18 protein-coding genes and 1 pseudogene are annotated in these 21,474 nt (G+C 70.9%); all 19 read left to right on the plus strand.

Annotation, left to right across the window (positions count from 1 at the left end):
• The first annotated feature begins 68 nt into the window (after window positions 1-68).
• A complete protein-coding gene (locus ACFQ87_RS15415) occupies window positions 69-1,148 on the plus strand; it encodes a sensor histidine kinase (RefSeq protein WP_380611248.1) in 1,080 nt (359 codons plus the stop codon).
• Between the two features lie 108 nt (window positions 1,149-1,256).
• Complete coding sequence (locus tag ACFQ87_RS15420; protein WP_380611270.1) at window positions 1,257-1,883, plus strand: response regulator; 627 nt, start codon at window positions 1,257-1,259, stop codon at window positions 1,881-1,883.
• Between the two features lie 846 nt (window positions 1,884-2,729).
• Window positions 2,730-3,089, plus strand: coding sequence for an NADH-quinone oxidoreductase subunit A (locus tag ACFQ87_RS15425; RefSeq protein WP_030060100.1), 360 nt, complete (start codon window positions 2,730-2,732; stop codon window positions 3,087-3,089).
• A gap of 111 nt (window positions 3,090-3,200) precedes the next feature.
• Entirely contained in the window at window positions 3,201-3,755 is a 555-nt protein-coding gene (locus ACFQ87_RS15430; RefSeq protein WP_031079294.1) for an NADH-quinone oxidoreductase subunit B family protein, read from the plus strand.
• Complete coding sequence (locus tag ACFQ87_RS15435) at window positions 3,752-4,465, plus strand: NADH-quinone oxidoreductase subunit C (RefSeq protein WP_380611249.1); 714 nt, start codon at window positions 3,752-3,754, stop codon at window positions 4,463-4,465. Before ACFQ87_RS15430 ends, ACFQ87_RS15435 begins: the two co-directional genes overlap by 4 nt.
• On the plus strand, window positions 4,465-5,829 hold the full coding sequence (locus ACFQ87_RS15440; protein ID WP_380611250.1) for an NADH-quinone oxidoreductase subunit D: 1,365 nt from the start codon (window positions 4,465-4,467) through the stop codon (window positions 5,827-5,829). Before ACFQ87_RS15435 ends, ACFQ87_RS15440 begins: the two co-directional genes overlap by 1 nt.
• Window positions 5,826-6,581 carry an NADH-quinone oxidoreductase subunit NuoE gene (nuoE, locus tag ACFQ87_RS15445; protein ID WP_380611251.1) on the plus strand — a complete coding sequence of 252 codons (756 nt, stop codon included), beginning with the start codon at window positions 5,826-5,828 and terminating at the stop codon, window positions 6,579-6,581. Before ACFQ87_RS15440 ends, nuoE begins: the two co-directional genes overlap by 4 nt.
• Window positions 6,581-7,942, plus strand: a complete 1,362-nt coding sequence (gene nuoF / locus ACFQ87_RS15450) for an NADH-quinone oxidoreductase subunit NuoF (protein ID WP_380611252.1) — start codon at window positions 6,581-6,583, stop codon at window positions 7,940-7,942. Before nuoE ends, nuoF begins: the two co-directional genes overlap by 1 nt.
• Window positions 7,939-10,443, plus strand: a complete 2,505-nt coding sequence (locus tag ACFQ87_RS15455; protein ID WP_380611253.1) for an NADH-quinone oxidoreductase subunit G — start codon at window positions 7,939-7,941, stop codon at window positions 10,441-10,443. Before nuoF ends, ACFQ87_RS15455 begins: the two co-directional genes overlap by 4 nt.
• Window positions 10,440-11,783: an NADH-quinone oxidoreductase subunit NuoH gene (nuoH, locus tag ACFQ87_RS15460; protein WP_380611254.1), complete on the plus strand. Its 1,344-nt coding sequence runs from the start codon at window positions 10,440-10,442 to the stop codon at window positions 11,781-11,783. Before ACFQ87_RS15455 ends, nuoH begins: the two co-directional genes overlap by 4 nt.
• A gap of 6 nt (window positions 11,784-11,789) precedes the next feature.
• Complete coding sequence (gene nuoI, locus ACFQ87_RS15465; protein ID WP_380611255.1) at window positions 11,790-12,392, plus strand: NADH-quinone oxidoreductase subunit NuoI; 603 nt, start codon at window positions 11,790-11,792, stop codon at window positions 12,390-12,392.
• Window positions 12,392-13,285, plus strand: a complete 894-nt coding sequence (locus tag ACFQ87_RS15470; RefSeq protein WP_380611271.1) for an NADH-quinone oxidoreductase subunit J — start codon at window positions 12,392-12,394, stop codon at window positions 13,283-13,285. Before nuoI ends, ACFQ87_RS15470 begins: the two co-directional genes overlap by 1 nt.
• A complete protein-coding gene (gene nuoK / locus ACFQ87_RS15475; protein WP_350516917.1) occupies window positions 13,282-13,581 on the plus strand; it encodes an NADH-quinone oxidoreductase subunit NuoK in 300 nt (99 codons plus the stop codon). The genes ACFQ87_RS15470 and nuoK overlap by 4 nt, the downstream gene beginning before the upstream one ends.
• 14 nt (window positions 13,582-13,595) lie before the next feature.
• Window positions 13,596-15,491: an NADH-quinone oxidoreductase subunit L gene (gene nuoL / locus ACFQ87_RS15480; RefSeq protein WP_380611256.1), complete on the plus strand. Its 1,896-nt coding sequence runs from the start codon at window positions 13,596-13,598 to the stop codon at window positions 15,489-15,491.
• A 157-nt stretch (window positions 15,492-15,648) separates the two neighbouring features.
• Window positions 15,649-17,283 carry an NADH-quinone oxidoreductase subunit M gene (locus ACFQ87_RS15485; protein ID WP_380611257.1) on the plus strand — a complete coding sequence of 545 codons (1,635 nt, stop codon included), beginning with the start codon at window positions 15,649-15,651 and terminating at the stop codon, window positions 17,281-17,283.
• Window positions 17,280-18,917, plus strand: coding sequence for an NADH-quinone oxidoreductase subunit NuoN (gene nuoN / locus ACFQ87_RS15490; protein WP_380611258.1), 1,638 nt, complete (start codon window positions 17,280-17,282; stop codon window positions 18,915-18,917). Before ACFQ87_RS15485 ends, nuoN begins: the two co-directional genes overlap by 4 nt.
• A gap of 252 nt (window positions 18,918-19,169) precedes the next feature.
• The gene (locus ACFQ87_RS15495) at window positions 19,170-20,180 is read left to right on the plus strand and encodes a polyprenyl synthetase family protein (RefSeq protein ID WP_380611260.1); all 1,011 of its coding nucleotides are present in this window, start codon (window positions 19,170-19,172) and stop codon (window positions 20,178-20,180) included.
• Between the two features lie 88 nt (window positions 20,181-20,268).
• Entirely contained in the window at window positions 20,269-20,931 is a 663-nt protein-coding gene (locus tag ACFQ87_RS15500) for a response regulator (RefSeq protein WP_380611261.1), read from the plus strand.
• A 222-nt stretch (window positions 20,932-21,153) separates the two neighbouring features.
• Window positions 21,154-21,474 (plus strand): annotated as a pseudogene (locus tag ACFQ87_RS15505) (2-oxoglutarate ferredoxin oxidoreductase subunit alpha); the annotation flags it as partial.

Below are 21,474 nucleotides of genomic sequence, written 5' to 3' on the forward strand. Positions count from 1 at the left end.
CACAGGCGCGCCGACCCGGCGGCGTCGTAATGTGACGGCAGTCGAAGAGTCGAGGAGAGGTGGTGACGATGACTCAGATTCTGTCCGGGGTTGTCCTGGTCCTGGCGCTGCCGGCTTGGGTGGCGCGGGGGCGGTACGGGGCGGCGGCCGTGACCACGGCGCTCGGGGCGGCGTCGGTCGTGGTCACGGCCGCCGTCTGGTTCCTCGGCCGCTGGGTGGAGGCGGATCGCTGGGCCGGGCTGTTGGGCCTGGTCGAACTGGCCGTCCTGCTGCTGTCGGTGGTCATCAGCCTGCGCGCCGAGGACGGCCCGCGGTGCGCGGCGGCGGCCTGGACGGCGTGCGGGGCGGTCGCCCTCTGGCTGTCCCGGTTCACGTTCGTCGAAGGGCCTGGGGACATGCTCACGGTCTTCGGGTTCGGCTCGACGCTCTCCCTGCCGGCCGTTCTGATCGGGCTCTACCTGCGGGGCTTGGACGAGGGGCGCAACAAGGCGGTGGTCGAGGCCAGGCGCGCGCAGCGGATCGAACTGGCCCACGACCTGCACGACTTCGTGGCGCACGATGTCAGCGGAATGGTCGCCCAGGCCCAGGCGGGGGCGTACCTGGCCGGGATCGATCCGGATCGGGCGGCCGAGATGTTCCAGCGAATAGAGCAGGCCGGGCAGCGGGCGCTGGCCTCGCTGGACCGGACGGTACAGCTGCTTCGCAGGGAGGACGGCGGCGGCCGGGCTCCGCAGCCCGGCCTTGCCGAACTCGTTGAGGTAGCGGAGCAGTTCACCGCGACGGGTGGCGCTGAAGTCCGGTTGGAGCTGCCGGAGGGGCCGGTGCCGCGCGAGGTGGAGGGCACCGTCCACCGAATCGTGGTCGAGTCCCTGACCAATGTCCGGCGGCATGCTCCGGCCGCACAGGCGGTCGAGGTCCGGGCCCGTCGCAGCGGCGGACGGCTGGAGCTGACGGTGACCAACGACGGTCGCGCACCGGGCCCGGCGGGGCTGCCGCGTCGGGGCGGTGGCAGCGGGCTGCCGGGGTTGGCGGCCCGGGTGGAGGCCCTCGGTGGTTCGCTGGAAGCCGGCCCGCACGAGCGGGAGGCCTGGCGGGTGACGGCGGTGCTTCCGCTGGAGGAATCCGGCGCAGGGCCGGCGCGATCGTAGAAGCCGACGTGGGTCGGTAACGGGGAGGTGTAGGACGTGGGCAGTGGCACAGGGCCGATTCGGATCCTGATCGCGGACGACCAGGCGGACATCCGCAGTGCGTTCCGGATGATCCTGGACGTGCAGCCGGACATGGTGGTGGTGGCGGAGGCGGCGGACGGCGCCGCAGCGGTGGAGGAGGCAAGGAGACTGCGGCCGGACGTGGTGCTCGCGGACATCCGGATGCCGAAGCTCGACGGTCTGGAAGTCACGCGGCAGTTGGCCGACCAGTGCAAGGTGATCGTGGTGACCACCTTCGACCTGGACGAGTACGTGCACACGGCACTGCGGCACGGAGCGGCCGGGTTCCTGCTGAAGCGCTCGGGGCCGGTGTTACTGATCGAGGCGGTCCGGGCGGCGATGGTCGGGGACGCGTTGATCAGTCCGCAGGTCACTGTCCGGCTCCTGAAGCACATGGCACTTCCGGAGGCGGAGTCGAAGCCCGGGCCGGGCGCCAAGGCGGCTGTGACGACGCAGCAGCCGGTGGCCGGGCCGGCGGAGGAACTGACCACGAGGGAAAGGGAGATCGCCGAGCTGGTGGCGGACGGCGCGACCAACGCCGAGATCGGCGCAGGGCTGTTCATCTCACCAGGGACGGTGAAGAACCATCTCGCGAACATCCAGCGCAAGATCGGAGCCCGTAACCGGGTGGGCATCGCGGCCTGGATCTGGGAGCAGTCGGCCGGCAGCCGGTAGCTGGGCCACGGCCCACAGGACGAGGAGGGACAGCCCCAGGGCAGGGGCCGCACGAGAGCCGCCTCCGGCCCGACCCGCCACGGGCGCGCGCAGGGATGGGCGGTGTGTGCCGGCATGAGCGGCGAGCGCAAGCACGAGCGGCACGCGGGCGACGCCCGGCGCCTGCGTGCTCGGCGCTCGGCGCCCGGTGCCTGCGTGCTTGGTGTCAGCGCCCTGGTGCCAACGTGTCTGCGTGCTCGGCGCTAGGCGCCCGCCCCCCCCGGCCCCCGCCCCCCGGCCCCCGGCCCCCGGCCCCCGCCCCCCGCCCCCCGGCCCCCGGCCCCTGGCGCCCGGCGCGCCCGGACGACGGGTGGTGGTGGCGGAGACGGAGGCGGAGGGCCGGCGGGCCGGTGGGCGAACCCACCCGACGCCGACCTCGCGCGCTTGTGAACGAAGGGTCAAGCGGACGTTCAAGCCTCCGCCACCCCTGCGAGTGAGCCGCTATAACACGTCAACATGGCGCCCCGAAATTTGCTTTACGCGGCGCATAGTTGATATAGGAACGTGCCGCTGACCAGCCACTTCAAAGGTGAATGCGACTGATTGTGACCATTTGACTCCTTTGCGTCGACAACTCTGGGCATGTTCACATTCGCCACCATTCACATGGTGTCGTAGATCACAAAGATGACGGTGAACTGCGTGTCGCAGATCACAAGCCGACGGGCATAGGATGCGCTCACTCCAAGGCTTTGTGAACTGCCTCACATGAGGTGGATCTCGGGAACTGGAGCGCGGGTTCACCTCAGCGTGACCCGCCGGTTCCGATTTGCAGTCAAGGACGACTGGACGGAGGGAGCGGGGGCTATGAATGCCTACGCGCCGATCCTCGTACTAGGTGCCATCGCGGCGGCGTTCGCGGTCGGCTCCGTCGTGATGGCCTCACTCACCGGCCCCAAGCGCTACAACCGGGCCAAGTTGGAGGCGTACGAGTGCGGCATCGAGCCGACCCCGCAGCCCGTGGGCGGCGGTCGGTTCCCGATCAAGTACTACCTGACGGCGATGCTCTTCATCGTCTTCGACATCGAGATCGTCTTCCTCTACCCCTGGGCGGTGACCTTCGACGCCCTGGGGATCTTCGGGCTGGTCGAGATGCTCCTGTTCATCGCCACCGTCTTCGTCGCGTACGCCTACGTGTGGCGCCGCGGCGGCCTGGAGTGGGACTGAGCGCGGGGCGGTCGCCCCACCCGTCGACCGGCGCGCGACCGCTTGTGAACGAGCGGACAAGCCGGAACCGGCCGACCTTCCAGACGACTTGAGGGCATTGAGAGGGATCTGATGGGAATCGAGGAGAAGCTGCCGAGCGGCTTTCTGCTCACCACCGTGGAGACGGCCGCCGGCTGGGTGCGCAAGGCGTCACTCTTCCCGGCCACCTTCGGTCTGGCCTGCTGCGCGATCGAGATGATGACCACCGGCGCCGGCCGCTACGACCTGGCCCGGTTCGGCATGGAGGTCTTCCGGGGCTCCCCCCGGCAGGCCGATCTGATGATCGTCGCGGGCCGGGTGAGCCAGAAGATGGCCCCGGTGCTGCGCCAGGTGTACGACCAGATGGCCAACCCCAAGTGGGTCATCTCGATGGGCGTCTGCGCCTCCTCCGGCGGGATGTTCAACAACTACGCGATCGTCCAGGGCGTCGACCACATCGTCCCGGTGGACATCTACCTGCCCGGCTGCCCACCCCGCCCGGAGATGCTGATGGACGCCATCCTGAAGCTGCACGACAAGATCCAGCACGAGCCGCTGGGCGTGAACCGGCGCCGCGCCGAGGAACTCGGCGAGGCCCTCGCCCTCAAGGCCACCCCGATCAGCGAGATGCGGGGGCAGCTGCGATGAACGAGCAGGTACCCGAGACCCGCCGCGAGCAGCCGGTCCGCGAACTCCCGGTCGAGGTGGTCGGCCGCCGCCAGGGCATGTTCGGCGCCCAGGGCAGCGGCGACACGTCCGGCTTCGGCGGCCTGGCCGCCCCCGTCGTGCTGCCCGGCCCGAGCGAACGCCCGTACGGCGGCTGGTTCGACGAGGTCGCCGACGAGCTGGAGGGCGCCCTGGAGGAACAGGGCCTCGACCCGGTCGAGGTGATCGGGAAGACCGTGGTCGACCGCGGCGAGCTCACCTTCCACATCGAGCGCGACCACCTGCTGAGGACCGTCCGCATCCTGCGCGACGACCCGGCGCTGCGCTTCGAACTGTGCCTGGGCGTCAGCGGCGTGCACTACCCCGGCGACAAGGGCCGCGAGCTGCACGCGGTCTACCACCTGCGCTCGATCACCCACGGCCGGCTGATCCGGCTGGAGGTCACCGCGCCGGACGCCGACCCCCGGATCCCCTCCGTGGTGAGCGTCTACCCGACCAACGACTGGCACGAGCGCGAGGCCTACGACTTCTTCGGCCTGGTCTTCGACGGCCACCCGGCGCTCACCCGGATCATGATGCCGGACGACTGGCTGGGCCACCCGCAGCGCAAGGACTACCCGCTCGGCGGCATCCCCGTCGAGTACAAGGGCGCCCAGATCCCGGCACCCGACCAGCGGAGGTCGTACAGCTGATGAACACTCAGCACTACGAAGAGGCCCACGACGAGACCCTCGGCGAGACCGAGGAAGCGCAGGCCCGCGAGACCACCGAAGGCCGGGTCTTCACCGTCACCGGCGGCGACTGGGGCGAGGTGGTCGAGGCGGTCGGCCGGGCCGACGACGAACGCATCATCGTCAACATGGGCCCCCAGCACCCGTCCACCCACGGCGTGCTGCGGCTGATCCTGGAGATCGACGGCGAGACGGTGAAGGAGGCCCGCTGCGGCATCGGCTACCTCCACACCGGCATCGAGAAGAACATGGAGTTCCGCAGCTGGGTCCAGGGCACCACCTTCGTGACCCGCATGGACTACCTGACCCCGCTGTTCAACGAGACCGCCTACTGCCTGGCGGTCGAGAAGCTGCTCGGCATCACCGACGACATCCCGGAGCGGGCCGACGTCATCCGGGTGATGATGATGGAACTCAACCGGATCGCCTCGCACCTGGTCTGCCTGGCCACCGGCGGCATGGAGATCGGCTCCACCACCCTGATGATCTACGGCTTCCGGGACCGCGAACTGATCCTGGACGTCTTCGAGCTGGTCACCGGCCTGCGCATGAACCACGCGTACGTGCGCCCCGGCGGCCTCGCCCAGGACCTGCCGCCCGGTGCCGTCGACCAGATCCGCGAGGCGGTCAAGGTCTTCCGCTCCCGGATGCACGAGTACGACAAACTCGCCACCGGCAACCCGGTGTTCAAGGCCCGCCTGGTCGACGTCGGCTTCCTGGACCTGCCCGGCTGCCTGGCGCTCGGCGCCACCGGCCCGATCCTGCGCGCCACCGGCCTGCCGCACGACCTGCGCAAGACCGACCCCTACTGCGGCTACGAGAACTACGAGTTCGAGGTCGCCACGGCGGACAGCGCCGACTCCTACGGCCGCTTCCTGATCCGCCTGGAGGAGATGAAGCAGTCGCTGCGGATCGTCGAGCAGTGCCTGGACCGGCTGCGCCCGGGCCCGGTCATGGTGGCCGACAAGAAGATCGCCTGGCCCGCCCAACTCGCCCTCGGCCCCGACGGGATGGGCAACTCGCTCGACCACATCCGCAAGATCATGGGCACCTCGATGGAGGCCCTGATCCACCACTTCAAGCTGGTCACCGAGGGCTTCCGGGTCCCGGTCGGCCAGGCGTACGCGGCGGTCGAGTCGCCCAAGGGCGAGCTGGGCGTGCACGTGGTCAGCGACGGCGGGACGCGCCCGTACCGGGTCCACTTCCGGGATCCGTCGTTCACCAATCTGCAGACGATGGCGGCGATGTGCGAGGGAGGCCAGGTGGCCGACGTGATCGTCGCGGTGGCCGGGATCGACCCGGTGATGGGAGGCGTGGACCGGTGACCAACGTCGAACTCGGACTGCCGGCGCTGCCGGCCCCGCCGTACCCCGAGGAGGTGCGCACCCGGCTGGCCGCCGACGCCGCCGAGCTGATCGGCCGCTACCCGCAGGCCCGCTCGGCGCTGCTGCCGCTGCTGCACCTGGTCCAGGCCGAGGAGGGCTTCGTCAGCCCGACCGGGATCCGGTTCTGCGCCGAGCAGTTGGACCTCACCACCGCCGAGGTCACCGCCGTGGCCACCTTCTACACCATGTACCGGCGGCGCCCGGCCGGGACGTACCACGTCGGGGTCTGCACCAACACCCTGTGCGCGGTGCTCGGCGGCGACCAGATCTTCGCCGGGCTCCAGCAGCACCTGGGCATCCGCAACAACGAGACCACCGAGGACGGCGAGGTCTCGATCGAGCACATCGAGTGCAACGCGGCCTGCGACTACGCCCCCGTGGTGATGGTCAACTGGGAGTTCTTCGACAACCAGACCCCGGAGAGCGCCAAGCAGCTTGTCGACGACCTGCGGGCCGGCCGGGAGGTGCGGCCCACCCGCGGCGCCCGGCTGTGCGGCTTCAAGGAGACCGCCCGGATCCTGGCCGGCTTCCCCGACGAGCGCCCCGGCGCCAACGACGAGTCCGGCGCCGGCGGCGCCCCCTCACTGGCCGGGCTGCGCCTGTCCAGGGGCGAGGCCCTGCCCGGCACCGGCGGCACCAAGGTGGTCTCCCCGCGCCACGAGGAGCCCGGCCAGGAAGGGACCGAAGCGTGATGACCTCCGCCGAGCCGGCCGAGAAGCTGCTCACCCCCGTCCTGTCCGCCTCCTGGGACGACAGCCGCCCCTGGACGCTCGCCACCTACCGCCGCCACCAGGGCTACGAGGGCCTCAAGGCGGCCCTGGCGATGCCCCCGGACGACGTGATCGCCCTGGTCAAGGACGCCGGCCTGCGCGGCCGCGGCGGCGCCGGCTTCCCCACCGGGATGAAGTGGCAGTTCATCCCGCAGAACGACGGCAAGCCGCACTACCTGGTGGTCAACGCGGACGAGTCCGAACCGGGCACCTGCAAGGACATCCCGCTGCTGTTCGCCAACCCGCACGCGCTGATCGAGGGCATGGTCATCGCCTCCTACGCGATCCGCTGCGACCACGCGTTCATCTACCTGCGCGGCGAGGTCGTCCCGGTGCTGCGCCGGCTGCACGCGGCCGTCGCCGAGGCGTACCAGGCCGGGCTGCTGGGCCGGAACATCCTCGGCTCCGGCGTGGACCTCGACATCACCGTGCACGCCGGCGCCGGCGCGTACATCTGCGGCGAGGAGACGGCGCTGCTGGACTCGCTGGAGGGCCGGCGCGGCCAGCCGAGGCTGCGGCCGCCGTTCCCGGCGATCGCCGGCCTGTACGCCTGCCCGACGGTGGTCAACAACGTCGAGTCGATCGCCTCGGTGCCGCCGATCCTGACCCGGGGCAAGGAGTGGTTCAAGGGCCTGGGCACCGAGAAGTCCCCCGGCTTCACGCTCTACTCGCTCTCCGGCCACGTCACCAACCCCGGCCAGTACGAGGCCCCGCTCGGCGTCACCCTGCGCCAGCTGCTGGACCTCAGCGGCGGCATCCGCCCCGGGCACCGGCTGAAGTTCTGGACCCCGGGCGGCTCCTCCACCCCGATGTTCACCGACGAGCACCTCGACGTCCCGCTGGACTACGAGGGCGTCGGCGCGGCCGGCTCGATGCTCGGCACCAAGGCGCTGCAGGTCTTCGACGAGACCACCTGCGTGGTGCGGGCGGTCACCCGCTGGACCGAGTTCTACGCCCACGAGTCCTGCGGAAAGTGCACCCCCTGCCGCGAGGGCACCTACTGGCTGGTCCAGCTGCTCGAGCGGATCGAGGCGGGCGAGGGCGTCGAGGGGGACCTGGAGAAGCTCCTCGACATCGCCGACAACATCAACGGCAAGTCCTTCTGCGCGCTGGGCGACGGCGCGGCCAGCCCGATCGTCTCCTCGCTCCAGCACTTCCGGGCCGAGTACGAGCAGCACCTCGCCGAGCGCCGCTGCCCGTTCGACCCGGCCGCCTCCACCGTCTGGGCCGACGGCCCCCGCCCCGGCCACCAGTCCGCCACCGAAAGGGAGGTGCACGCGTGACGATCACAGAGCCAACCGCCTCCGACACAGCGGTCGAACTGGTCACGCTCACCATCGACGGCGTCGAAGTGAAGGTCCCCAAGGGCACCCTGGTGATCCGGGCCGCCGAGACCATCGGCACCCAGATCCCGCGCTTCTGCGATCACCCGCTGCTCGACCCGGCCGGTGCCTGCCGGCAGTGCATCGTCGAGATCGAGGGCCAGCGCAAGCCGGTCGCCTCCTGCACCATCCCGGTCGCCGAGGGCATGGTGGTGCGCACCCAGCTCAGCTCGCCGGTGGCCGAGAAGGCCCAGCGCGGCGTGATGGAACTGCTGCTGATCAACCACCCGCTGGACTGCCCGATCTGCGACAAGGGCGGCGAGTGCCCGCTGCAGAACCAGGCGATGTCCGCCGGCGGCGCGGACTCCCGCTTCGAGGGCATGAAGCGCACCTACGAGAAGCCGGTGCCGATCAGCAGCCAGGTGCTGCTGGACCGGGAGCGCTGCGTGCTGTGCGCGCGCTGCACCCGCTTCTCCCAGCAGATCGCCGGGGACCCGTTCATCGACCTGGTCGAGCGCGGCGCGCTGCAGCAGGTCGGCACCGGCGAGGGGGACGATTTCGAGTCGTACTTCTCCGGGAACACCATCCAGATCTGCCCGGTCGGCGCGCTGACCTCGGCGGCTTACCGTTTCCGCTCGCGCCCCTTCGACCTGGTCTCCTCGCCGAGCGTGTGCGAGCACTGCTCGGCGGGCTGCGCCCAGCGCACCGACCACCGGCGCGGCAAGGTGCTGCGCCGACTGGCGGGCGAGGACCCGGCGGTGAACGAGGAGTGGAACTGCGACAAGGGCCGGTTCGCCTTCCGCTACGCCCAACTGCGGGACCGGCTGACCACCCCGCTGGTGCGGGAGGACGGCGAACTGGTGCCCGTCTCCTGGCCGGAGGCACTGGCCCGGGCGGCCGAGGGTCTGCGCGGAGCCCGTACCGGGGTGCTGGCCGGCGGCCGGGCGACGGTCGAGGACGCGTACGCCTACGCCAAGTTCGCCCGGGTGGTGCTCGGCACCAACGACGTGGACTTCCGGGCCCGCCCGCACACCGGTGAGGAGGCGGACTTCCTGGCCGCGGCGGTCGCCGGGCGCGGGGTGGACGTGGCCGGTGACGGGGTGACGTACGAGCGGCTGGAACAGGCTCCGGCGGTGCTGCTGGCGGGCCTCGAACCGGAGGAGGAGTCGCCGATCGTCTTCCTGCGGCTGCGCAAGGCCACCCGCGGCCACGGGCTGAAGGTGTACTCGGTGGCGGCCTTCGCCTCCCGGGGCCTGGCCAAGCTGCGCGGCGCGCTGCTGCCGGCCGCCCCCGGCACCGAGCCGGAGTGGTTCGCGGCGCTGGCGGCGGACGAGCCGCTGAACGACGAGGCCGGACAGGCGGCCGAACTGCTGCGCCGGCCGGGCGCGGTGATCCTGGCGGGCGAGCGGCTGGCCGCGGTCCCGGGCGCGCTGACGGCGCTGCTGCGGCTGGCGCACGCGACCGGGGCCGAGCTGGCGTGGGTGCCGCGCCGGGCGGGGGAGCGCGGTGCGGTGGAGGCCGGTGCGCTGCCGGGTCTGCTGCCCGGCGGCCGCCCGGTGGCCGCTGCGGCGGCCCGGGCGGAGGCGGCCGAGGTGTGGGGGGTGGCCGAGCTGCCCTCGCGGCCGGGCCGGGACACCGACCGGATCCTGACCGCGGCCGCCCAGGGCGACCTGGACGCGCTGCTGGTCGGCGGGGTCGACCCGGACGACCTGCCGGAACCTGCGCTGGCCGACGAGGCCCTGGCCGCGGTGCCGTTCGTGGTGTCGCTGGAGCTGCGGCCCTCCGCGGTGACGGCCCGGGCGGACGTGGTGCTGCCGGTGGCGGCGGTGGCCGAGAAGGCGGGCACCTTCCTGGACTGGGAGGGCCGGGTGCGGATGTTCGAGGCCGCGCTCAAGCCGGACCAGCAGATGGGCGGTCACCTCCAGCCCGACCTGCGGGTGTTGAGCATGCTGGCCGAAGCGTTGGGCCACCGGCTGGGCCTGGCGGACGTCCGGGCGGCCCGGCTGGAGCTGGACCGCTTCGAGCCCTGGCAGGGCGACCGCGCGGCCGACCCGGCGGCGCACCCGGGCGTGGTGCCCCGCCCGGCCACCGGCCAGGCGGTGCTGGCCGGTTGGCGCCAGCTGCTGGACAACGGCGTGCTGCAGCAGGGCGATCCGCACCTGGCGGGCACCCGGCACCGGGCGGTGGCCCGGATCTCGGCCGCCACCGCGAAGGAGATCGACGCCGAGGCGGCGGCCGCGCTGCGGCTGACCGGCCCGGCCGGCTCGCTGATCCTGCCGCTGGAGGTCACCGAATCGATCCCGGACCGTACGGTCTGGATCCCGCTCAACTCCACGCCGGGCGGCGCCCACCGCACGCTCGGGACCACCGTCGGCCACCTGGTCACGATCGCCGCGGCCACACTGGAGCCGGTCGTCGTCGAGGACGAGGCCGGGGCCGGCCGCGAAGGGGATGGCCGATGACTCCGCAGCCGTACGAGACGCTCCACTTCTTCGGGCAGGACCCGTGGTGGCTGGTGCTGCTGAAGGCGGTGTTCTGCTTCGCGTTCCTGGTCCTGACGGTGCTGATCGCGATCGTCTGGGAGCGCAAGGTGGTGGCCTGGATGCAGCTGCGCATCGGGCCGAACCGGCACGGCCCGTGGGGCATGCTGCAGTCGCTGGCGGACGGTGTGAAGCTGGCGCTGAAGGAAGACCTGGTGGTCAAGGGCTCGGACAAGGTGGTCTACATCCTGGCCCCGATCGTCTGCGCCATCCCCGCCTTCATGGCCTTCGCGGTGATCCCGTTCGGTCCGGCCGGCAACGAGGTGTCGATCTTCGGCACCCGGACGCCGCTGCAGCTGACCGACCTCCCGGTGGCACTGCTGTACATCCTGGCGACGGCCTCGGTGGGCATCTACGGGATCGTGCTGGCCGGTTGGTCCTCCGGCTCGACCTACCCGCTGCTGGGCGGGCTGCGCTCCTCCGCGCAGATGATCAGCTACGAGATCGCGATGGGCCTGTCCTTCGCGGCGGTGTTCATCTACTCGGGCTCGATGTCGACCTCGGAGATCGTGGCGCACCAGCAGCCGACCTGGTTCGCGGCGCTGCTGCCGGTGTCGTTCATCGTGTACATCATCTCGATGGTCGGTGAGACCAACCGGGCGCCGTTCGACCTCCCGGAGGCCGAGGGTGAGCTGGTCGGCGGCTTCAACACCGAGTACTCCTCGCTGAAGTTCGCGATGTTCATGCTGGCCGAGTACGTCAACATGGTGACCGTCTCGGCGGTGGCCTCGACCCTGTTCCTGGGCGGCTGGCGGGCCCCCTGGCCGGTGTCGACCTTCTGGGAGGGCGCCAACCACGGCTGGTGGCCGATGCTGTGGATCACGCTGAAGATCCAGCTGCTGCTGTTCTTCTTCATCTGGCTGCGCGGCACGCTGCCCCGGTTCCGCTACGACCAGTTCATGAAGCTGGGCTGGAAGGTGCTGATCCCGGTCTCGCTGGTGTGGCTGGTGCTGATCGCGAGCGTGCGGGCGCTGCGCAACGAGGGCTACGGCGTCGCCGAGGTGTTGCTGTACGTGGGCGCGCCGGTCGGCGTGATCCTGCTGCTGGCGCTGCTGCGGGACTTCCTGAAGAAGCAGCCCGAGGAAGCCGCGGCGGCTGAGGACGGGCCGTACCCCAAGGGCGAGTTCGATCCGATGGCGGGCGGGTACCCGGTGCCGCCGCTGCCCGGCCAGGAGCTCCCGCCGGTGCCGCGTCGGCGCAGCCGCGCCCCGAAGCAACTGCAGGACGCCCTCAACGGGGCCGACCATTCCGAAGGGAGCTGATCCGAGATGTCGTCCGACCAGACGGGCAGGGACGAGCGGGCCGACCGGCCGTCGATCCTCGGCCCGGCCGCAGGCTTCGGCGTGACCTTCAAGGCCATGTTCAAGAAGCGGCTCACCGAGCAGTACCCGGAGCAGAAGAAGCCCACCGCTCCGCGCTTCCACGGTCGCCACCAGCTGAACCGGCACCCGGACGGCCTGGAGAAGTGCGTCGGCTGCGAGCTGTGCGCGTGGGCCTGCCCGGCCGACGCGATCTACGTGGAGGGTGCGGACAACCGGGACGAGGAGCGCTACTCGCCCGGTGAGCGCTACGGCGCGGTGTACCAGATCAACTACGCCCGCTGCATCCTGTGCGGGCTGTGCATCGAGGCCTGCCCGACCCGGGCGCTGACCATGACCAACGAGTACGAGCTCGCCGACTCCTCCCGCCGGGACCTGATCTTCACCAAGGAGCAGCTGCTGGTCGGCCTGTCAGAGGGCATGGTCGACACCCCGCACGCGATCTTCCCCGGTACCGACGAGGGCGCGTACTACCGGGGCGAGGTCACCGCGGCGGCGCCCGGGACGGTCCAGCAGGAGCGCACCGACCGGGAGAAGGAGGTGCACCAGTGATCGCACATCTCGCGGCCGCGACCGGGACGACCTCCACGGGTGAGGCCGTCCAGTTCTGGGTGCTCGCGGTGATCGCGGTCGGCGGCGCGCTCGGCATGCTGCTGATGCGCAAGGCCGTGCACAGCGCGCTCTGCCTGGCGGCCACCATGATGGCGCTGGCGGTCTGTTACATGGCCCAGGGGGCGGTGTTCCTGGGCGTGGTGCAGATCGTGGTCTACACCGGCGCGATCATGATGCTGTTCCTGTTCGTGGTGATGCTGGTCGGCGTCACCAGCGAGGACTCGCTGAAGGAGCAGCTGAAGGGCCAGCGGTTCGCCGCGGTGCTGTGCGGGCTGGGCTTCGGCGTGCTGCTGATCGCCGGGATCGCCAACGCGAAGCTGAACCACTTCACCGGGCTGGCCGAGGCCAACGCCGAGGGCAACGTGCCGGGCCTGGCCCGGCTGATCTTCACCCGCTACGTCTGGGCCTTCGAGGTCACCGGCGCGCTGCTGATCACCGCGGCGATCGGCGCGATGGTGCTGACCCACCGGGAACACGTGAAGGCCCCGAAGACCCAGCGCGAGTTGGCGGAGCAGCGGGTCAGGGACAACATCCAGGTGCCGCCGCTGCCGGCCCCGGGCGTGTACGCCCGACACAACGCGGTGGACGTCCCGGCGCTGCTGCCGGACGGCACCGTCGCCGAGGACTCGGTGATGGCGACGCTGCGCGAGCGCGGCCAGATCCGGGACGTCAGCCAGGCGATGCTGCAGCGGATGGCGGAGCTGGAGAACACCACGGCGGACTGGCTGGGCCGGCCGTCCTCGGAGCGGCCGGCGGTGGCCCCGCCGCGCAAGTCGCTGGAGCCGGCGGGTGCCAACAACACGAACGGGGCGGACGAGGAGGGCGAGCGGTGAACCCGGTCAACTACCTGTACCTGTCGGCCCTGTTGTTCACCATCGGCGCCTCCGGGGTGCTGATCCGGCGCAACGCGATCGTGCTGTTCATGTGCGTCGAGCTGATGCTGAACGCCTCGAACCTCGCGCTGGTGACCTTCTCCCGGCTGCACGGGACCCTGGACGGCCAGGTCATCGCGTTCTTCACGATGGTGGTCGCGGCGGCCGAGGTCGTGGTCGGCCTCGCCATCATCGTCTCCATCTTCCGGACCAGGCACTCCGCTTCGGTCGACGACAGCAACCTGATGAAGCTGTAGGCGGAGGGCCTTCGGTGAACTCTCTCATTCCGCTGCTGGTGGCGGCTCCGCTGGCCGGCTCCGCCCTGCTGCTGCTCGGCGGCCGAGCACTCGACCGGTTCGGCCACTGGCTGGCCACCGCGTTCGCCGCGCTCTCGTTCGGCTTCGGCCTGGCGCTGTTCTCGGACATGCTCGGCCGTGACGCCGAGCACCGGGCGGTGACCAGGCACCTGTTCAGCTGGGTCCCGGTGAACGGCTTCCAGGCCGACATCTCGTTCCGGCTCGACCAGCTGTCGATGACCTTCGTCCTGCTGATCACCGGTGTCGGCACCCTGATCCACCTGTACTCGGTGGGCTACATGGCGCACGACGAGCGCCGGCGCCGCTTCTTCGCGTACCTGAACCTGTTCCTGGCGGCCATGCTGCTGCTGGTGGTGGCCGACAACTACCTGCTGCTGTACTTCGGTTGGGAGGGCGTGGGCCTGGCCTCGTACCTGCTGATCGGCTTCTGGCAGCACAAGCCGAGCGCGGCGACGGCGGCGAAGAAGGCCTTCATCGTCAACCGGGTCGGCGACATGGGCCTGTCGATCGCGATCATGCTGATGTTCGCCGAGTTCGGCTCCTTCGCCTTCGACCCGGTCTTCGGCGGGGCGTCCCGGGCGAGCGAGGGCAAGCTGACCGCGATCGGCCTGATGCTGCTGCTGGCGGCCTGCGGCAAGTCGGCCCAGGTGCCGCTGCAGTCGTGGCTCGGGGACGCGATGGAGGGCCCGACCCCGGTCTCGGCCCTGATCCACGCGGCCACCATGGTGACCGCGGGCGTCTACCTGATCACCCGCTCCTCGGTGATCTTCAACCTGGCGCCGGACGCCCAGACCGCTGTGGTGGTGGTCGGCGCGGTCACGCTGCTGTTCGGTGCGATCGTCGGTTGCGCCAAGGACGACATCAAGAAGGCGCTGGCCGGCTCGACCATGTCGCAGATCGGCTACATGGTGCTGGCGGCCGGACTGGGCCCGATCGGCTACGCCTTCGCGATCATGCACCTGGTGACCCACGGCTTCTTCAAGGCCGGGCTGTTCCTCGGCGCCGGGTCGGTCATGCACGGCATGAACGACGAGGTGGACATGCGTCACTACGGCGGCCTGTGGAAGCACATGAAGGTCACCTTCGTCACCTTCGGCCTCGGCTACCTGGCGATCATCGGCTTCCCGGGCCTGTCCGGCTTCTTCTCCAAGGACAAGATCATCGAGGCCGCCTTCGCCAAGGGCGGCACCGAGGGCTGGATCCTCGGCCTGTGCGCGCTGGTCGGCGCGGCCGTCACCGCGTTCTACATGACCCGGGTGATGCTGCTGACCTTCTTCGGCGAGAAGCGCTGGCAGCCGGACGAGGAGGGCAACCTCCCGCACCCGCACGAGTCGCCGAAGACCATGACCCTCCCGATGATCCTGCTGGCCGTCGGCTCGGTGTTCGCGGGCGGGTTGTTCGCCTTCAACGACTCCTTCCTGAAGTGGCTGGAGCCGGTCACCGGGCACAGCGAGGGCAACTCGCCGCTCGGCTCCTTGACCGTCACCGGGCTGACCACGGCCTGCATGCTGGCCGGCGTCGGGCTGTCGTACCTGATGTACGGGCGCTCGCCCGTCCCGGTGGTCCCGCCGGTCGGCTCCGCGCTCACCCGGGCCGCCCGCCGCGACCTGCTGCAGGACGACTTCAACCACGCCGTGCTGGTGCGGCCGGGCTCGGCGCTGACCGCGACGCTGGTCTACTTCGACAGTCGCGGCCTGGACGGCTTCGTCAACGGCCTGGCCGCCGTCATCGGGGGCCTGTCCAGTCGGATGCGGCGGGTCCAGAACGGCTTCGTCCGCTCGTACGCGCTCTCCATGTTCGGCGGCACGCTGGTGCTGGTCGCCTCGACTCTCCTGATGAGGTCCGTGTGATGACAGTTACTCGCCCGCTCGCCTCCGGGCGCTCGGACCCGGCGCCGACGCTCTTCGCTCCGGCACTCCCTCCTTCGTCGGTCGCTTGTCGCTCCTCGCTTTCGGTACCGGCGCGCCCTTCGGCTCGGGGCGGGGAATCGCGTCGGGGGGCGGGCGCATGAGTGTTCTGCTGACCGCCACCTGCGTCGTCCCGGCAGTCGGCGCGGTGGTGACCGCCGCCCTGCCGGCCGGGACGACCGAGGCTCGGCGCACCAACGCCAAGGCCGTCTCCCTGGTCTTCTCCGCAGCCACCCTGGCGCTGGCCGCCGCGGTGGCGACCCGGTTCGACCCGCACGGAGCCCGCTACCAGCTGACCGAGTCGTACAGCTGGATCCGCTCCTTCGGCATCACCTTCTCGCTCGGCGTGGACGGCATCGGCGCGGTGCTCGCCCTGCTGACGGCCGTCCTGGTGCCGATCATCATGCTGGCCTCCTGGCACGACGCCGATCCGGGCCCGACCGACCCCGACGGCACCGTCGACCCCGGCACCTTTGAGCGGCGCCGCCGGACCCAGGGCTTCTTCGCCCTGATCCTGGCGGTGGAGGCGATGGTGATCGTCTCCTTCTACGCCACCGACCTCTTCCTGTTCTACGTGTTCTTCGAAGCCATGCTGATCCCGATGTACTTCCTGATCGGCGGCTTCGGCGACCGGGCCGGCGGCCCCGAGTCGGCGCGCCAGCGCTCCTACGCGGCCGTCAAGTTCCTGCTGTACAACCTGCTCGGCGGCCTGGTCATGCTGGCCGCCGTGATCGGGCTGTACGTGATCGCGCAGGACCAGGGCTTCGGTACCTTCGACCTGCCGACCCTCACCAGCGCGATCGCCGACGGCAAGCTGCAGCTGACCGGCACCGCCGAGAAGGCGCTGTTCCTCGGCTTCTTCTTCGCCTTCGCGGTGAAGGCCCCGCTGTGGCCGCTGCACACCTGGCTGCCGAACGCGATGGGCGAGGCCACCGCCGGCACCGCCGTGCTGATCACCGCGGTGGTGGACAAGGTCGGCACCTTCGCGATGCTGCGGTTCTGCCTCGGGCTGTTCCCGCACGCCTCGAAGACCTTCGCCCCGGCGATCCTGGTCCTCTCGCTGATCGGGATCGTCTACGGCGCGCTGCTGGCGGTCGGCCAGAAGGACATCAAGCGGCTGGTCGCCTACGCCTCGATCTCGCACTTCGGCTTCATCATCATGGGCATCTTCGCCCTGACCAGCCAGGGCCAGAGCGGCGCGACCCTCTACATGGTCAACCACGGCATCTCCACCGCCGCGTGGATGCTGGTGGCCGGCTTCCTGATCTCCCGCCGCGGCTCGCGACTGATCGCCGACTACGGCGGCGTGCAGAAGGTCGCCCCGGTGCTCGCCGGGACCTTCCTGATCGGTGGTCTGGCCACCCTGTCGCTGCCGGGGCTGGCCCCGTTCGTCAGCGAGTTCCTGGTGTTGGTGGGCACCTTCACCCGCTACCCGGCGATCGGCATCGTCGCCACCTTCGGCATCGTGCTGGCCGCGCTGTACGCCCTGCTGCTGTACCAGCGCACCATGACCGGCCCGGTGAAGGACGGGGTGCGCACGATGCCCGACCTCAAGGCCCGCGAACTCGCCGTGGTGGCGCCGCTGGTGGCGCTGACGATCCTGCTGGGCGTCTACCCCAAGCCGCTCACCGACCTGGTCAACCCCTCGGTGAACGCGACGCTCTCGCAGGTCCACCAGACCGACCCGGCGCCGGCCCACCCGGTCGCCGCCACCTCAGGAGGTGAGCAGAAGTGAGCGTCCCCGCAGTGCTCGCCGCCGCCGGCGGCAGCACCCCCAGCATCCCGGCGCCGCACATCGAGTACGGCCAACTCTCCCCGATGCTGGTGGTGTTCGGCGCCGCCGTGGCCGGCATCCTGGTCGAGGCCTTCGTACCTCGGCGGCTGCGGCACTGGACCCAGGTCTCGCTCGCCCTGGTCGCCCTGACCGGCGCGTTCGTCGCCGTGGTGGTGCTGGCCGCGCAGGGCCACGGCTCGCCGCGGATCGACCTGCTGGCCATGGAATCGGTCGCCCTGGACGGCCCGGCCCTGTTCCTGCAGGGCGTGATCCTGCTGGTCGCCGTGGTCACAGTGCTCACCTACGCCGAGCGCAGGCTGGAGCCCAAGGCCGGCGGCCTGCCCGCCGACGCCTTCGCCGCCCAGGCCGCCGCCACCCCCGGCGGCGAGCAGGAGCGGGCCGCGATCCGGGCCGGCTTCACCACCAGCGAGGTCTTCCCGCTGACCATGTTCGCGGTCGGCGGCATGCTGCTCTTCCCCGCCGCCAACGACCTGCTGACGATGTTCGTGGCGCTGGAGGTCTTCTCCCTCCCGCTCTACCTGCTGTGTGCGCTGGCCCGCCGCCGCCGGCTGCTCTCCCAGGAGGCGGCCGTCAAGTACTTCCTGCTCGGCGCCTTCGCCTCGGCCTTCTTCCTGTTCGGCACCGCGCTGCTGTACGGCTACGCCGGCAGCGTGAAGCTCGGCGACATCGCGGACGTCATCTCCGGCAAGGCGATGACCACCCCGGCGCAGCTGAGCACCACCCAGAGCGACGTGCTGCTGCTGACGGGCCTGGCGATGCTGGCGGTCGGCCTGCTGTTCAAGGTCGGCGCGGTGCCGTTCCACTCCTGGATCCCGGACGTCTACCAGGGCGCGCCGACCCCGGTGACCGGCTTCATGGCGGCGGCCACCAAGGTCGCGGCCTTCGGGGCGTTCCTGCGGCTGTTCTACGTGGCCTTCCCGGGCCTGCGGCTGGACTGGCGCCCGGTGCTGTGGGGCGTGGCGATCCTCACCATGGTGGTGGGCGCGGTGCTGGCGGTGACCCAGCAGGACGTCAAGCGGCTGTTGGCGTACTCCTCCGTCGCGCACGCCGGGTTCATCCTGACCGGCGTGATCGCCGTCAACAAGCAGGGACTGTCCTCGGTGCTGTTCTACCTGCTGGCGTACTCCTTCGTGACGCTCGGCGCCTTCGCCGTGGTCACCCTGGTGCGAGACTCCAAGGGCGAGGCGACCCACCTGTCCAGTTGGGCGGGGTTGGGGCGGCGCTCGCCGCTGGTGGCGGCGGTGTTCGCGCTGTTCCTGCTGGCCTTCGCCGGGATCCCGCTGACCTCCGGCTTCACCGGGAAGTTCGCGGTGTTCCAGGCGGCGGCGGCCGGCGGGGCGACGCCACTGGTGGTGGTCGGTGTGCTGAGCTCGGCGGTGGCCGCGTTCTTCTACGTCCGGGTGATCGTGCTGATGTTCTTCTCCGACCCGAAGCCGGGCGGTCCGACGGTGGCGATCCCGAGCGCCTTCACCGCGACCGCGATCGGGGTGGGGGTACTGGTGACGCTGGGTCTCGGCCTGCTGCCCCAGTACTTCCTGGACCTCGCGTCCAAGGCCTCGCTGTTCGCGTACTGACCGTCACCGGTCGGTTTGCTGGAGATCGGTCCGGAAGTGCGGGCCGATCTCCAGCCTTTATTTCCAGACGAATTCGCCCCCACCGCCGCAATGCCCGGAGAGCCGTTCTGACCAGGCCTTCCGGCCCGATCATGACAGGATCCGCACGCCCGTGCAGTGATCCACTCACGACCGGATACCCTGCCTGTATGGCCAGCGGCGGCACTCAGGGACCAGGCCGCTAGATCGACCAGGGACAGAGGAGTGGTCTTCGTGACCGTCGTGGAACCCTTCGGGCTCAGCGTGCAGGACCGCGACCTGACCCGGGACGTCCAGGCCGGACTGGACGCGGTGGAGGCGGCGCTCACCGCCACCGTCAAGAGCGACGTCCCCTTCATCACCGTCACCGCCAGTCACCTCCTGCAGGCCGGCGGCAAGCGCTTCCGTCCGCTGCTCCTGCTGCTGGCCGCCCAGTTCGGCGACCCGGGCGCGCCCGGCGTGGTGCCCGCCGCGGTCGTGGTCGAGCTGACCCACCTCGCCACGCTGTACCACGACGACGTCATGGACGAGGCCCCGGTGCGCCGCGGCGCCGAGAGCGCCAACTCCCGCTGGGACAACTCGGTCGCCATCCTCACCGGCGACTTCCTCTTCTCCCGCGCCTCCCAGGTCCTGGCCGACCTCGGCCCGGAGGCCGTGCGGATGCAGGCCGAGGCCTTCGAGCGGCTGGTCACCGGCCAGATCATGGAGACCCGCGGCCCCGGCCCGGAGGCCGACCCGCTGTTGCACTACCTGAACGTGCTGGAGGGCAAGACCGGATCGCTGATCGCCGTCGCCTGCCGGATAGGAGCACAGATGGCCGGCGCCGAGCCCTGGCAGGTGGACACCCTGGGCGAGTTCGGCGAGCGGATCGGCATCGCCTTCCAGCTGGCCGACGACGTGTTGGACATCGCCAGCGACGGTCACGAGTCCGGCAAGACCCCCGGCACCGACCTGCGCGAGGGCGTGCCCACCCTGCCGACCCTGCTGCTGCAGCAGATGCCGGCAGACCCGGCCGACCCGGACGACGCGCGGCTGCGCGAGCTGCTCACCCAGGACCTCGCCGACGACGGACTGCACGCCGAGGCGCTGCGCCTGCTGCGTCGCCACCCCGCGCTGGAGCGCGCCCGCCGGGAGACCCTGCGGCACGCCGAGGAGGCCCGGGCGCTGCTCGCCCCGCTGCCGGACTGCGCGGCGAAGGCGGCCCTGGAGGGGCTCTGCGACGCGGTGGCCATCCGCACCATGTGACCGGGCCGATCCGGTCCTCGGCCTCCGGCGGCGTGCGCGGATGGGGGAGACTGACTCCCGTCAGCTCACGCCTGCCCGGAAGGTCACCATGCGTCGCGTCGTCATCGCCGAGGACTCCGTACTGCTGCGGGAGGGTCTGACCCGGCTGCTCACCGACCGGGGCCTGGAGGTCGTGGCGGGCGTCGGGGACGGCGACGCCCTGGTGAAGACCATCCACGACCTGGCGGCGGCCGACGCCCTGCCGGACGTGGTGGTCTCCGACGTGCGGATGCCCCCGACCCACACCGACGAGGGCCTGCGCGCCTGTGTGGAGCTGCGCGGCCGCTACCCGCAGCTGAACGTACTGGTGCTGTCGCAGTTCGTGGAGGAACGTTACGCCTCCGAGCTGCTGGCGGGCTCCACCCGGGGCGTCGGCTACCTGCTGAAGGACCGGGTCGCCGAGGTGCGCGAGTTCGCCGACGCGGTGGTCCGGGTCGCCGAGGGCGGCACCGCGCTGGACCCGGAGGTGGTGCAGCAGTTGCTCAGCCGCAGCCGCAAGGGCGACGTTCTGGCCAATCTCACCCCGCGCGAGCGCGAGGTGCTCGGGCTGATGGCGGAGGGCCGCACCAACGCGGCGGTGGCCAAGCAGCTGGTGGTCTCCGACGGCGCGGTGGAGAAGCACGTCAGCAACATCTTCCTCAAGCTGGGCCTGGCCCAGAGCCCGGAGGACCACCGTCGGGTGCTCGCGGTGCTCACCTACCTGAACTCCTGACCCGCGGCCCGAGGGGCCTCGCGGCACCGGCCGCCGGAGCGCGGAATGATCTCCGGCGGCCGCGCGTTGTCGCTATGTGGGGCACGGACGTGGGCGGGTGCAACTTCCTGTCGGAGTTCCGGCCGGGCTCAAGGTCGCACGCATAGGATGCGAGCGGTGCACCAGGCGGACGGGGCACGGGGCCGCGCCCGCGGTGGTGTGCCCACGAGGAGGTCCGCGGCAGTGACCAGTCAGGTCGATCAGTCAGAGGCAGTGGACGGATCGGGCGGCGACGAGGGTCGTACCGGCAACGGTGACGGACACCCCGGCGCGAACGGGCCCGCCGGTCCGCACGGCCCGGGTGGCCCGCCGGCGAAGCGCGCCAAGCCCATCCGCAGACTCGACCGGGTGATCATCCGTTTCGCCGGTGACTCCGGTGACGGCATGCAGCTCACCGGTGACCGGTTCACTTCGGAGACGGCCACCTTCGGCAACGACCTCTCCACGCTGCCGAACTTCCCGGCCGAGATCCGGGCCCCCGCCGGCACCCTGCCGGGCGTCTCG

Origin of the sequence: Kitasatospora sp. NPDC056531 (genome assembly GCF_042794375.1) — a bacterium.
Classification (GTDB): domain Bacteria; phylum Actinomycetota; class Actinomycetes; order Streptomycetales; family Streptomycetaceae; genus Kitasatospora.

Bases quoted from the DNA above. Each gene is read 5' to 3' on its own strand.
- ACFQ87_RS15415 (WP_380611248.1), top strand. From the start codon at position 69: ATGACTCAGATTCTGTCCGGGGTTGTCCTGGTCCTGGCGCTGCCGGCT.
- ACFQ87_RS15420 (WP_380611270.1), top strand. From the start codon at position 1,257: ATGATCCTGGACGTGCAGCCGGACATGGTGGTGGTGGCGGAGGCGGCG.
- ACFQ87_RS15425 (WP_030060100.1), top strand. From the start codon at position 2,730: ATGAATGCCTACGCGCCGATCCTCGTACTAGGTGCCATCGCGGCGGCG.
- ACFQ87_RS15430 (WP_031079294.1), top strand. From the start codon at position 3,201: ATGGGAATCGAGGAGAAGCTGCCGAGCGGCTTTCTGCTCACCACCGTG.
- ACFQ87_RS15435 (WP_380611249.1), top strand. From the start codon at position 3,752: ATGAACGAGCAGGTACCCGAGACCCGCCGCGAGCAGCCGGTCCGCGAA.
- ACFQ87_RS15440 (WP_380611250.1), top strand. From the start codon at position 4,465: ATGAACACTCAGCACTACGAAGAGGCCCACGACGAGACCCTCGGCGAG.
- nuoF (WP_380611252.1), top strand. From the start codon at position 6,581: ATGACCTCCGCCGAGCCGGCCGAGAAGCTGCTCACCCCCGTCCTGTCC.
- nuoH (WP_380611254.1), top strand. From the start codon at position 10,440: ATGACTCCGCAGCCGTACGAGACGCTCCACTTCTTCGGGCAGGACCCG.
- nuoI (WP_380611255.1), top strand. From the start codon at position 11,790: ATGTCGTCCGACCAGACGGGCAGGGACGAGCGGGCCGACCGGCCGTCG.
- ACFQ87_RS15485 (WP_380611257.1), top strand. From the start codon at position 15,649: ATGAGTGTTCTGCTGACCGCCACCTGCGTCGTCCCGGCAGTCGGCGCG.
- ACFQ87_RS15500 (WP_380611261.1), top strand. From the start codon at position 20,269: ATGCGTCGCGTCGTCATCGCCGAGGACTCCGTACTGCTGCGGGAGGGT.